Raw genomic sequence first — 12697 nt, 5'->3', positions numbered from 1 at the left:
ACTATAGTTAGATATACCATTTAATATTTTAGGGGGAATTTTTTAAAGATATGAAAAGACAGTACGATCTCGATTGGATCCGTGTCCTCGTAACATTAGCCGTTTTCATTTATCACTGTTTCATGTTTTTTAATCCCTGGCCTTGGCATGTAAAAAATAATGAGACCGATCCAACCTATATTACAGCGGTCTCCTTGTTTATGAGTTCCTGGTTGATGCCGATTTTTTTCACAGTATCGGGGATGAGCTCCTATTATGCCCTCCAGAAAAGGTCTGGGAACGAATATGTGAAGGAACGACTTGCTAGGTTAGGAGTACCGCTTTTGTTTGGTGTTATGATACTATCGCCTCCACAGGTATATATGGAACGCGTGAGTCATGGGCAGTTTTCCGGATCCTTTTTTTCATGGTTCCCGCAGTATTTTGATGGTGTATATTTAGATATTGGTGGGACGGGGAATTTTGCTTTTGTAGGTCTGCATTTATGGTATTTGTTCATTCTTATGATATTTAGCATTTTAACGGTTCCACTTTTTCTTAAAAAGAAACCGTCTATTATGAAAGAATTAAAATCCTACCAATTATATCTGATGCCTATTCCTTTAATGATTGTATCCACATTCGTGGATGTTGTTCGTCTAGGAGGTTGGGACATTACTTTCTACTTGGTCTTATTTTTATTTGGTTATTTTTTTCTAACCAAAGAATCTTTCAAAAAGGTGATTAAAAAACTGCTTCCTATTAATCTAGTTATTTCAGTTTGTACATCAATCTTTTTTGTATATGGATTCATTTCAGGTATGCCTTCAACTGGGTTTATAGCAACAATGGTGTTTGCCTCCATTAAGGCAATGAATTGTTGGACTTGGATTCTTGTCATTTTTGCTGTTGCGGAAAGACATTTATCTTTTTCTAATAAGTGGTTATCATACAGTTCACAAGCATCTATGCCATTCTATGTTCTCCATCAGCCGGTTATTGTTACTATAGGATTTTTTATCGCTAATAAGGCATGGTCCATTCCTGTAAAACTCATCTTTTTAATGGTTGTTGCTTTTTTTATCATCATGCTCCTTTATCAATTTATCATTTCCAAGGTATATATATTACGTATTCTGTTTGGTATCAAAGGGGTTAAGAAACCAAAGTCTAGCCCAGATGTTAAAAATGTTGGTTCATAAAATGTGTGAAAAGCATAAAACATCCTAAAAGATTAATTTTGAACAAAAAAATGACTATCAAATTTGTTTGAATTTGATAGTCATTTTTGGTTTTATTTTATATGTTTGCGAGAGTTTGTTAACCTGTTAGAAGTCGAAGCTCACTTTAGATAGAGATTTATTCGAAATGTTTGGTGATGAACTCTCCAATTTCATCAATTGCCTGTTGTCCCTCAGGGATGGCGAACGTTTGAAAAACATGCCACATATCATCCCAAACCTTAAAGCTAACTTCTACTCCCGCTGCTCGAGCGCGGTCCACTAGACGGGCGGCATCACTTAACAAGATTTCATCATTTCCAACGTGGACTAACAGAGAAGGAAGCCCTGTTAAATCAGCATATATAGGTGAAACAAGCGGATGACGCGGATCTAGATCGCGAATATACAACGCTGGGGTTAAACGAGTGGCATCTGGTGATAACCATGGGTCCACTTCTGCACGTGTTACCATGGATTCCCCGGTGCCTTCCATGTCTGTCCAAGGGGATAATAGCACAGCTAAGGCAGGTAGTGGGTCGCCCGCATCCTTAAGCGATAAAAGGGTGGCTAATGTTAGTCCGCCACCTGCTGAATCACCACCAATGACGATGTTTTTTGAAGATACACCTGAGTTGAGAAGCCATCGGTAGACACTAACGGCATCTTCAATTGCAGCTGGAAAAGGATGTTCAGGAGCGAGTCTATATTCTGGTACCAGTACTCGTGCGGCAGTGGAACGAGACAGCTTTGATGCTAAGTATCGGTGTGTATTACAGCTACCCATTATGTAGGCACCACCATGAAGATAAAGGAAAACACGGTCTTCTACTGCATTTGGTGCGGTTACCCATTCAGCTGCTATTCCTTCAATTTCTACTTTTTCTACGGTAATATCTTGTGCTACAGGGGTTAAAGCGGATAAAGCTTCTAATCCTTGTCTAGCTGTTTCAATATTTGCTTCAGGTGATTGGTTTGCCTTTGACATCTGTAAATACTGCCTTACTAAGAGACTTTCTTGACTGGCCATCAAAATTTCCCCTTTCAATTTGAGAGTAAGTGCATACATATATGTAATTCTCCGTAATTGACCGATTTCCTCCATAATTTAACAACTATCGTTATGAATGTAGCTTCTATGTGACCGAAAAAATTGAGAAAAACTGAAACCGGTAACGTAGGAAGGTTCTACGTGACCGAAACCAATGGAAGGAACTGAAACCGGTAACGTAGGAAGGTTCTACGTGACCGAAACCGTTGGAAAAAACTGAAATCGGTAACGTAGGAAGCCTCTACGTGACCGAAACCGTTGGAAGGAACTCAAACCGGTAACGTAGGAAGGCTCCACGTGACTGGAACTATTCAAAAAAAATGAAACCAATAACGTAGGGATACCTACATAACTATTTAAAAACAAAAACGGTCACGTAGTAAAACTACTTGACCGTTTTAAACAAGAACCCCATATAGATTCTATGTCTACCATTTTACTCAAGTTCTCACCTTGGGATCAATGGTTTAACCGAGATAGCAGGGGAGAAGTTGGTAACGATGCAGCCCTCTAATTGCTGTGGACTTAACAACCCTAAATTAAAGGCTGATTTTATTTTACTATCATCTGGTTTCTTAACCACTTGGATGAGATCATGCATCTGTAATTCTTCTAGTCTTCTAACGGTGTCCACTTCATGATATTTTTCAGTTTTACGAATCTGTCTTTGTAGTTTGAATCCACTTATTGTAATTTCCCCTTTATGGTTGCACCCTACAAGATTATTAAAATATGCTTGGAAAGCATCCTTCAGTATACTCATTTCCATTTCAATTTCTTTTTTCTTTTTATTAAGCTCGTAATACTTGTTTAACATCTCACCTGTAATTAAGGAATCATTGTTATTTAACAATCTCCTCGCCTCCTTACGAACGTATATTCTATATTATGATTATCCTGCCGAAATAAGTACTGCAGAAAAAAATTCTCATTTGGAGGGAGGAGGATATGAACTAAAACAAATTATGTTTTTAAGAGATATCCTTCAAGATTGGCTAGTAAGATTGAAGTGCATTCCCTTCGAAAACTGTATTTTCCAAGTGTTTCTCCCGCAATTTCTACATTGATTAAGCCGGCTGCTCTTAAACTAATTAAATGATCATGGACAGTACTTTTCGCTAAATCCATATGTCGATAGACTTCTATAAAAGTAGCAGGATGAGTAGCCAGAAATTTCAGGATCTTCAATCTGCTTTTATCAGATAATGCTTTAGTCACTAACATTAATTCCATGGAGGGGTCATCAATTGCAGACGGGTAAATATTAGGTGAATAGTGACAAAGTAAGGTTTCCCCAAAGAAATGGAACAAATTACTTGGTTGTGAATGATAATGAGGAATAAACATAATCCTTTTTAAGCCTTCTACTGGTATAAAAATAACACCGTTTGTTACATGAATACCAAATTCCATTGGGTCAAAACGATTGATTTCCTTCTTTCTGCTCTCAGATTCACTCTTTAATCTCTCGAGTATTTCCGAATTAAAGTCTTTGAAATATTGATTTTCCCACTCAGACAACAGGTCAACCATTTCTTTTCTTTTTTCATTAAGGTCATTTGGGACAGCACTCATCCAGGGAGATAGTCGTTCAAATAATTCTCCTGTACTGGCTTCATCAAGCCACTTTAAAAACGAGTGGGTGTCCATTTCTTTATGCTGAATAGCCAGCAATTGCAGAGGCATCCAAACGTCCTTACCTTCTAATTCGGTTTGAAAGTTGGATGAAAGCTGCTGCTTAACCATCTTCACCCAGCCGACACCTAAATCAATGCGTTTATGTGAGCTCTTACAAAGGTAGGTATGTAAACTTGAAATTAATTCATTCACTTCAGTAAAAGAAATTTCTACCGTATACATGAGACAACACTCCGTTCCATTGAAAAAATTTTATGAAAAGAGATGACAAACAGACTTAAATGGATATATAATCCAATTGTAGTTCGGTTATTGACGAACTAAATTAAAGTTCCTTATAAAACGAATTATAAAGATTAATTATTCAATATTCAATAGGAGTGGAGTGTATCGTATGATAGCTGTAGTTTTTAATCCTGAAAAAGTAATGCCAGAAATACAGGAGGTTCCTATTCCAGTCATAGGAGATCATGAGGTGCTCATTAAGGTTAAAGCAGCTGCACTAAACCATCGTGATCTTCATATAACAAACTCAAAAAATAAAAGGAGTTTCATATATGGTTCAGATGGTGCTGGTGAAATTATTGATGTTGGCAAACAGGTGACCCAATGGTCAATAGGGAACGAGGTCGTGATCAATTCTCAAATCTCATGCTTGCAATGTGAGTATTGCCTAAAAGGGGAACATTCTTTTTGTGAATCAGGAAGTGTATTAGGCGGGGCTGTTTGGGGAGGTACTTTTGCCGAGTATGTAAAAGTCCCGGCGGCCAATCTAGAACGAAAACCCAACCACTTAACCTTTGCGGAAGCAGCAGCCCTCCCGTTAGCATTTGGTACAGCTTGGAGAGCGTTATTTTCTAAAGCAAAGCTTCAGGCAGGTGAATCCATATTAATTGAAGGGATTGGTGGAGGAGTTGCGTTGTATAGTTTGCAGCTAGCCTTATCAGTAGGAGCGAAAGTGTTCGTCACTTCCAGCTCTGATGAGAAATTAGAAAAGGCCGTAAAGCTGGGGGCAACGGCTGGATTTAACTACCGTGATGGTGGGATAAATCCCCTTTCTCTCGTTCCAACAGGGTTTGATGTCATCGTATCGAGTAATAGTCGTACCCTCACTTCAAGTATCCATTATGCAAAAAAGGGTGGCAGACTGGTACAATTTTCTTTTATCGGAGAAAATCTTCCCCTTTTTGATATTGATACAGTGATGGGGAAACAGCTACAAATTTTTGGATCAGCGATGCATTCATATACCGAATTTAAAAATGCTTTCAGATTTGTGGAAGAGTCAAAATTGATGCCAGTCGTATCTAACATCCTGCCATTAGAGTCCTTTGAGGAGGGATTCTCTGAAATGAAACAAGGAAATCAGTTTGGAAAAATTGTCTTTACTTTATAATGAGTTTTTAATATTTGTGAATATCAATCTATTAAAATAGGAGTGATGATTAATGAGTGATTTGAATTCTGCTTTGTTGGTCATTGACATGCAGGTGGGACCTCTTTATGGAACATATATGAAAGAAGAAACAATGGCAACAGTTAAGGATATAATTGCCAATGCAGAAGCAAAAAAGATACCAATCTTCTATATACAACATGAAGAACAGGCTGGAGGTTTTTTGGAAAGAGGCACACCATTTTGGCGGTTTGTTGACGGAATTTCTCCACGTTCCTCCGATCGGATAATAAATAAAATGAGTACGGATGCATTTCACGAGACTTCGCTACAGGATGAATTAGCGTCTCTAGGGGTTTCTCAATTGATTGTGGTTGGTGCAAGAACGGAATACTGTGTTGACACAACATGCCGAAGAGCGGTTACCCTAGGGTACAATGTCACATTAGTATCAGATGGTCATACAACTGCAGACGGTGCTATACCAGCAGAAATGGTTATAAAGCATCACAACCACCATTTAAGCACCGTAAAAACAATCCATCATGAGATAACAGTTACGCCCGCTGCACAAATTGTATTTTTATAAAACACGATGCACATTTGGGGTCAGGCACCACAATAAGAAAAAAAATTTGCATTCTTGTCGAATTACTGGCAATCTAATGTAAGTAGTATTAAAATCTTCTCGGAAAGACAGATAGGTGATTAAATGATTGAAGTAAAAACGTCGAAGCTTAGTGATGGAGAATTAAATAGAGGGGTATTTGCGACACAGGATATAGCAAAAGGTGAATTGTTTCATGAGGCACCTGTTATTCCTTATCCGAACAGAGAGCATGTACATATCGAGAAAACATTGCTAGCTGATTATGCTTTTGAGTATGGACAGAACCACACTGCCCTTTTGTTAGGATATGGTATGCTGTTTAATCATTCTTATCAGCCTAATGCCATTTATGAAATTAACTTTCCAAATCATACTTTTGACTTTTATGCATATCGGGATATAAAAGCAGGAGAAGAAATTCTTATCAATTATAATGGCGATGTGGATGATGATGAGCCGCTTTGGTTTAATAAAGAGGAAAAAACAGATAGTCAAGATGAGTAATTAAAGAGGATAGAAAGTGTGCGATTATATTCGCCCTTTCTATCCTTTTGTTTTTATGAGCAGGTATTATATTTTCATGCTAAAGGGGAATAGTAAAGGAAGGATTTGTCAGGAGTAGTCATTCATAGAAAACCAGGAAATAGGTGAATGGTTTGAGTCATGAAGCAATTGGGATGTTGACAACCATAGCTATAGCTACAATTGGATGCTTATACTTTATTAGAATTGACTGGAAGAGATATGGGCTTCTCTACTTAATTAGTGCTTTAGCGGCTAATCTGCTTTGCTATACCTTTACGTACCTTGGATTTTACAGTTTTCCAAACAACATTTTACATAAGGGTTTCTTAACCCCTTTTGGTCTAGTTTCAACAGTCTTCCCCCTGTTAACCATGTTTGGAGTTCGATTTAGCCCTGACAGCTGGAGTTGGAAAATTCCCTTTTATTGGGCGCTTGTACATTTGGGAGTGCTAGGAGAAGTCATACTAAAGCAAACCATTATTTTTAAATTTGAACCGGAATGGGATTTATGGGATTCCTATACCTTATGGTGGATATATTATTTACTTTTTGAACTTTTAGGCGGAAAAATTGTACCATCAAAGCATAGAAAACCAATTAGCTCAGATGCTTTTCGATACGGTAAATGGGGCTGGATCGTTCTGCATGTGATTGTCATTAGTACGATTTTTTTAGCTGGGGTTTATGTAGGGGTTACCATATTCAAATAGGTTAGAAAAATAGCAATTAGCAGCGTATCTCTTTTATGATAGGCTGCTGTTTCCGTTATAATAAAATTATTTGCTTAATTAAATCACGCCTATTAGATCTTACAACAATTGGTTTATAGTTCCTCTGGAATAGGCTAGAATTAAGATGTAATTTATATTGAAAAAGGAGACTTTTATGGAGATTACTTACAATTTAACAGAAGAGGATTTCTTGCACTTTAATATGTTCCATCTAAAACATTCTAAATCTGCCATTCAATCATTAAATGTACAACGATTTTTAACGCCAGTATTTTTTATCCTAATGGCTTTTCTTTTATCTGAATTTGGAAATATACCATTTCTAGAGCTATTTATAGTTTTTTTGATCACGAGTATCTTGTGGATTATCTTTTACCCATGGTACTTCTATAACACGGTCACAAGAAGAATGAAGAAAATGTTCAAAGAAGGTAAGAATGTAGGTTTACTTGGTGAACATGTACTGACATTGAATGAAGAAGGTTTGGTGGAATCATCTGCAAATGGTCAAATAAAAGTGAACTGGTCTGGCATCACTGATTATAAAGAGGACGAGCAGTACTTTTATTTATATAACAGTTCTGTAAGTGCTTATATTATTCCAAAAAGAGATTTAAATAACAGTGAGGAAGTTGAGAATTTTCTTAAGGGGAAGGTTTCAATTATATAAGATAGGGAGGGGCAGGGAAGTAGTATGAAATGCATGGTTACAAAGGGATGTATTAATTACGAAATTTCAGGTAGTGGTTATCCGGTTCTAATATTACATTCGATGGGGACTGACCACCGGTCGATGGTGCCTTGGTTAGAGCCTATTTTTAATGATATTGAAGGGTTTCAAAGGATATATATCGATATCCCTGCACACGGTAAAAGTTTGATTGATAATCATTTTGCATCTTCTGACGACATGCTTTTGAATATCTTAGATTTTATTGATCGGATTATTCCAAATCAAGAATTTTCTCTAATAGGTTTTTCGTATGGTGGGTATTTAGCGCAAGGAATCTTACACCAGAGGAGAAACCTAGTGAAAAGCATTTGTTTATTGGCTACAGCACTCCATCTAAAAGAAAAAGGAATCCTCCCTAAAAAAGTAATCCAGGATCAAGATACTGATGCATTAATGGAATTGGATTCAGATATAAGAATAGCGTTTGAAACATTAATGAATATCCAAAATAAAGAAAACCTTGAAATTTTTTTACGAGAAATGCAACCTGGTCGCTTATTAGCTAATCGGAATTTTTTACTGTCAAATTGGCGAGAAAAAGGCTATTACTTTTCGGAAGAACCATTACAGGACGCTGACATGGTTTCACTTCCCGCTCTCCTTATCTTAGGGAAACAAGATTCAATCTGTGGGTACAAAGATCACTTTAATCTTTTTGAAAAATTTTCTCATGCTACGTTTGCTGTATTAGATCAAGCGGGTCATATGTTACATATCGAAAAACGTGAAATTGTTCAGGGTTTAATTAAAGATTGGTTAACTAGGTCGAATTCTTTCAGTAAATAATGAATAAAGGCTAGAGAAAAGGTCAATCGGAAGAAAAATTCCGGTTGATCTTGTTTTTTTGTAAGGTAATTCAGTCAAAACTAATAAAACAAACCATTTTGTCGGTATGATAAGGAAGGAGCTTAAATATTGACAAGGGCAGAGATTTTAAATTTATTAGTATTGATTGAGTCGGTCTACACTAACTTTGTGACAAAGGATGAAATGGTTCTTTTTTGGTTTAAGATAGGTCCGTATTTGGACTGTGAAAAAGTATTGGGAAAAGTTCGAAGCCACATTAGAAAAAGCCCGTATCCTCCTAGCGTTGAGGATCTGATTGATTTTTCAGGAGAGATGTTGATGCCTTCATTGTCTTATGCTGCAGGAAAAAGGGCCTTTAGAGGTAACATGAAAGATTCTCTTTCAGCGTGGATGTGTGAGTATTCCATTAGATAGGTTTTAGAGTTGACCTTGTTTAAGAAAAACAGGGTACCCGCCCATGCCTTTTTGAAAATTTAACATAGTCTAGACTGTAACCTATACAAAGGAGAGTTGCTCTAATGAATGATCTTACGCAATTTACAGGTGAAATGAGAACAATGGGTGGTTTCCCAGGCATGGGTGGAGCAGGAACAATGGGTGGATTCCCAGGCATGGGTGGAGCAGGAACAATGGGTGGTTTCCCAGGCATGGGTGGAACAGGAACAATGGGTGGATTTCCAGGCATGGGTGGCATGAGTATGGGAGGATTCCCAGGCATGGGCGGCATGGGCATGGGAGGATTTCCAGGCATGGGAGGCATGGGCATGGGAGGATTTCCTGGCCATGGTTGGCATGGCGGTTGGGGAGGACACCACGGTCATCCATGGCATGGCGGCTGGGGAGGACACCACGGCCATCCATGGTATGGGGGGTGGGGAGGTCACTTCGGGCATGGAGGATTTAGCGGCTTTTGAAGTTCTCCAGTTAATGATTGATATGGAGGCTTGTGACGAACCACCATTAATCAATGAATGATGTTTTTTTAGGCTATAAATAAAATATAAAATGCTTATCTTAAATTGTTTAGAAATATAGAATTAAGTATGCCCTTAAACAAAAATGAAAAAGCCTTGTTCAATCAGGGCTTTTTCTTATTAATTACAAATTTGTGTAAATGGTTAACTGAAATAAAATAATGATAATCCCTATTTCGTAGACTAGCATTTTCTGATAATTACAATTAATATAGAACTATTCTGGTAAATATAGGGGGAAATAAAAATGTTAATTCAAAAGGCTACAATAGATGAACTAGAAGTCGTAACCGAACTATTTGATTTGTATCGAGTGTTTTACGAACAAGCATCAGACCTTACTGCAGCGAAAGAGTTTTTGAAAGAAAGAATAGTTAATGAGGAGTCGGTTATCTTCGTCGCTCTTGAAGACAATGAGGCACTTGGATTTGTTCAGCTTTATCCGTCTTTTTCATCTGTCAGCATGAAGCGCTCTTGGGTACTCAATGATTTGTATGTAAAAAAACAAGCACGCGGCAAAGGTGTGGGGGAAAATCTAATCAACACAGCCCTTCATTTCACAAAAGAATCTGGGGCAAAAGGAGTATTACTCGAAACAGGCAAGGAAAACATTAACGCTCAAAGACTTTATGAAAAAATAGGTTTTGTGAAGGAAACGAATTATTTTTATTATTATACGGTTTAAGATCTGCATAAAATAGAATAGTAAAGTATGTGGGGAGGCTAATATGAACCAGAGAAAGAAACTTATGATTATTTGTTTTATTTTTATGGTTTTAAGTCTCATTGGTTTTGCTTTAATCGCTGGGAGTACGATGAATCCCTCACAATATTCCGGAAATGGTAATTTTGCCATTCTGTTTACCATGCCAACCGTACCAATATACCTTATATTTCTTTATTATCTAAGCAGATGGGTCTATAAAGCGATAAACGGAGTAAGTGTGAAAAATCGGCTTACGTTTCTTGTGTGTATGGCAGTTGTATTTGTTGTACTCATCTTCTTGGAAGTTAGATATATTCAGAATTTGGTTATCTTACTTGGAGGAGGGCCAGAGAGTCCAGAATCGAGAATCTACCGTTTTGGCTGGTATAATCAATATACCAATACGTTTTATTTTAATTGGATCACTTTTTGCTTGGGTATGATTATAAGTGTGATGATCTCAATCGGTTATAATCTAATAAAAAAGAGTTCGCGCAATAACTAGAGGAAGCAGAAAAATGACTGCTTCCTTTTTTTTAGTAACCCTATGATTTTAACCCTGTCCATATTCGTTAATTATTCAAAATTCCTACACTTTTAGTATCCATAAATCTGTTAAATTGAAAATATAGTATATATGAGGTGATGTTATAATGAAAAATTTAGCGTCAACGGATGTGGTTCAGTGTGGGAAAGTCTATATGGTTGAAATGCAGGATGGAGAAATTAGTTCTTTCAGGGTTTTAAATGAGACACCAACCCATTATATTTTTTCTTATTCTACTAACGAAAATGTAGAAGTATTTGAAAAGGGGAAAAATGAAGTAATTGGTATATTTGAGGTTCGTGAGTGGTGGGATACAAAGGGAAAAAAAGAAGGTCCTTTAGTAAACAGGTAATCTTATAAGAGAGAATAATTATTTTCTAATATGTTAAAGTAATACATATATAGAAAATAATTTTTTTGCGGCAAGGGGTGAGGACCGTGCTTTTTCATTACCATTTTTGGACACCATATCTAGAGGAAATGGAGAACTTTTATCATGACCAGGGTTTTCGGATAAATCAACGGTTAGGGAAATATAAAGGAGGTTTTCAAACCTTTAATCCTCCTTTATCCTGGGATGAATTCAGGGATCAAGGAATCATATTTCGTATCATTGAAATGAAGAAAGGGAATGTAAATATAACCTTTGGTTTTGGAAAACGTGTAATGTTTGATCATATCGGGTTCCTCGTGACAAATGAAGAGAAAAGCAAAATATGTGAAAATGCTAACATTTTGAACTGGAAAGTGGAATTAGGAGAAAGAAGAACCTTCATAACCACACCGTATCAATTTTTGATTGAACTACAAACACATTTGGATGCAGTAGATGGAGATGGAAAGAAAGCAGAAATTGATAAAATGGTCATCTCTACGCCCATTGAGGGATTGGGGGAGGACTTGGAGATGCTTTTTGGAAAAAAAGTACTTGAAATACAAAATACAATAGAAGAACCTGTGATGTTGAAAGAAGTAAAGCTATCTATTGTTAATAAAAATGAACTTATTGATCCAAATGGAGTACAAATTAATCTTGGTTCATGAGCAGAATCCTAAATAAAAACCCCCCTTATCTCATATAGGGGGGACTCCAATTATTTTACTTTACCAATCAATTCAGCCAAATGTTTCCGAATTGCTTCTGGATTTCCAGAAATTTGTTCTTCTCTTTGTTGGTCTTTTCTCCATTTTTCGAGTGATCTCACTAATATCTCTTGCTCATTGGCTTGTGGAATAACTACGACACCGTCTGCATCCCCAACAATTAAATCCCCGGGAAGGATAGCAGTACTTCCGCAGGAAATTGGAACATTCACTTCACCAACTCCGGCTTTGCCACTTGCAGCAACAGTCGTTCCCTTACAAAAGACAGGAATATTCAATTCTTTTATTCCGACAATGTCACGAATAACCCCGTCAACAACAAATCCACTAATACCAAGTGTTTGAGCCATTCCAACAACAAAGTCTCCAGCAATGGCTCGATATTGATCGCCTTTTGCATCAATGACTAAAACATCACCTTGTTTTGCTTCGTATATGGCTTTTAGGACTGCAAGATTATCTCCGACAGGAATTTTGACTGTCAATGCTCTCCCTACAAGCTTGTATTCTTCCTTTAGTGGTTTGATGGAAGGATGCAGGTTATTTAATCCGTCCATCGCATCGGAAATACATGTAGTGGGAATATTGCGAAATTTAGTTGTGATCTGATCCATTTTGATTCTCCTTTCTCCAATTCATCTATAATAAATTATAGCTTAAAACAGAAAAAGGAGGA

The 12697-nt window shown here is 37.1% G+C and carries 17 protein-coding genes; 13 read left to right on the top strand and 4 right to left on the bottom strand.

The window, feature by feature from the left end:
* The first annotated feature begins 50 nt into the window (after nucleotides 1-50).
* Nucleotides 51-1181 carry an acyltransferase family protein gene (locus RCG25_RS13325; RefSeq protein ID WP_308079301.1) on the top strand — a complete coding sequence of 377 codons (1131 nt, stop codon included), beginning with the start codon at nucleotides 51-53 and terminating at the stop codon, nucleotides 1179-1181.
* Between the two features lie 157 nt (nucleotides 1182-1338).
* Here the strand turns inward: RCG25_RS13325 and RCG25_RS13320 are convergent, their stop codons facing one another.
* From RCG25_RS13320 to RCG25_RS13310, 3 genes are all read right to left on the bottom strand, one after another.
* A complete protein-coding gene (locus tag RCG25_RS13320) occupies nucleotides 1339-2229 on the bottom strand; it encodes an alpha/beta hydrolase (RefSeq protein ID WP_308079300.1) in 891 nt (296 codons plus the stop codon).
* A 469-nt stretch (nucleotides 2230-2698) separates the two neighbouring features.
* Nucleotides 2699-3103: a hypothetical protein gene (locus RCG25_RS13315; RefSeq protein WP_308079299.1), complete on the bottom strand. Its 405-nt coding sequence runs from the start codon at nucleotides 3101-3103 to the stop codon at nucleotides 2699-2701.
* A gap of 110 nt (nucleotides 3104-3213) precedes the next feature.
* Nucleotides 3214-4110, bottom strand: a complete 897-nt coding sequence (locus RCG25_RS13310) for an ArsR/SmtB family transcription factor (RefSeq protein WP_308079298.1) — start codon at nucleotides 4108-4110, stop codon at nucleotides 3214-3216.
* Between the two features lie 172 nt (nucleotides 4111-4282).
* Between RCG25_RS13310 and RCG25_RS13305 the strand changes: the two genes are divergently transcribed.
* The 12 genes from RCG25_RS13305 to RCG25_RS13250 all read left to right on the top strand — a co-directional run bounded on the left by RCG25_RS13305 (nucleotide 4283) and on the right by RCG25_RS13250 (nucleotide 11961).
* Nucleotides 4283-5284 (top strand): alcohol dehydrogenase catalytic domain-containing protein, encoded by a 1002-nt coding sequence (locus RCG25_RS13305; protein WP_308079297.1) that lies wholly within the window; start codon nucleotides 4283-4285, stop codon nucleotides 5282-5284.
* Between the two features lie 52 nt (nucleotides 5285-5336).
* Nucleotides 5337-5873 carry a cysteine hydrolase family protein gene (locus RCG25_RS13300; protein WP_308079295.1) on the top strand — a complete coding sequence of 179 codons (537 nt, stop codon included), beginning with the start codon at nucleotides 5337-5339 and terminating at the stop codon, nucleotides 5871-5873.
* Nucleotides 5874-5996: 123 nt separating this feature from the next.
* Nucleotides 5997-6398, top strand: coding sequence for an SET domain-containing protein (locus tag RCG25_RS13295; RefSeq protein ID WP_308079294.1), 402 nt, complete (start codon nucleotides 5997-5999; stop codon nucleotides 6396-6398).
* Nucleotides 6399-6550: 152 nt separating this feature from the next.
* Entirely contained in the window at nucleotides 6551-7129 is a 579-nt protein-coding gene (locus RCG25_RS13290; protein WP_308079293.1) for a CBO0543 family protein, read from the top strand.
* 175 nt (nucleotides 7130-7304) lie between these two features.
* Nucleotides 7305-7820, top strand: coding sequence for a YcxB family protein (locus RCG25_RS13285; protein ID WP_308079292.1), 516 nt, complete (start codon nucleotides 7305-7307; stop codon nucleotides 7818-7820).
* Nucleotides 7821-7844: 24 nt separating this feature from the next.
* A complete protein-coding gene (locus tag RCG25_RS13280) occupies nucleotides 7845-8669 on the top strand; it encodes an alpha/beta fold hydrolase (protein ID WP_308079291.1) in 825 nt (274 codons plus the stop codon).
* A gap of 129 nt (nucleotides 8670-8798) precedes the next feature.
* On the top strand, nucleotides 8799-9104 hold the full coding sequence (locus RCG25_RS13275; protein WP_308079290.1) for a replicative helicase loader/inhibitor: 306 nt from the start codon (nucleotides 8799-8801) through the stop codon (nucleotides 9102-9104).
* 104 nt (nucleotides 9105-9208) lie between these two features.
* The gene (locus RCG25_RS13270) at nucleotides 9209-9604 is read left to right on the top strand and encodes a hypothetical protein (RefSeq protein ID WP_308079289.1); all 396 of its coding nucleotides are present in this window, start codon (nucleotides 9209-9211) and stop codon (nucleotides 9602-9604) included.
* A gap of 307 nt (nucleotides 9605-9911) precedes the next feature.
* Complete coding sequence (locus RCG25_RS13265; protein ID WP_308079288.1) at nucleotides 9912-10349, top strand: GNAT family N-acetyltransferase; 438 nt, start codon at nucleotides 9912-9914, stop codon at nucleotides 10347-10349.
* Nucleotides 10350-10392: 43 nt separating this feature from the next.
* On the top strand, nucleotides 10393-10875 hold the full coding sequence (locus tag RCG25_RS13260; protein WP_308079287.1) for a hypothetical protein: 483 nt from the start codon (nucleotides 10393-10395) through the stop codon (nucleotides 10873-10875).
* A gap of 148 nt (nucleotides 10876-11023) precedes the next feature.
* Nucleotides 11024-11269 carry a hypothetical protein gene (locus RCG25_RS13255; protein WP_308079286.1) on the top strand — a complete coding sequence of 82 codons (246 nt, stop codon included), beginning with the start codon at nucleotides 11024-11026 and terminating at the stop codon, nucleotides 11267-11269.
* An 86-nt stretch (nucleotides 11270-11355) separates the two neighbouring features.
* Nucleotides 11356-11961 carry a hypothetical protein gene (locus RCG25_RS13250; protein ID WP_308079285.1) on the top strand — a complete coding sequence of 202 codons (606 nt, stop codon included), beginning with the start codon at nucleotides 11356-11358 and terminating at the stop codon, nucleotides 11959-11961.
* A 50-nt stretch (nucleotides 11962-12011) separates the two neighbouring features.
* Here RCG25_RS13250 and RCG25_RS13245 read toward each other — a convergent pair whose 3' ends face one another.
* On the bottom strand, nucleotides 12012-12635 hold the full coding sequence (locus RCG25_RS13245; RefSeq protein WP_308079284.1) for an RraA family protein: 624 nt from the start codon (nucleotides 12633-12635) through the stop codon (nucleotides 12012-12014).
* Nucleotides 12636-12697: the final 62 nt, after the last annotated feature.

The organism is Neobacillus sp. PS2-9, assembly GCF_030915525.1.
In the GTDB taxonomy this organism is placed as follows: Bacteria; Bacillota; Bacilli; order Bacillales; family Cytobacillaceae; genus Neobacillus.
This window is presented reverse-complemented; position numbering and strand designations above follow the sequence as displayed.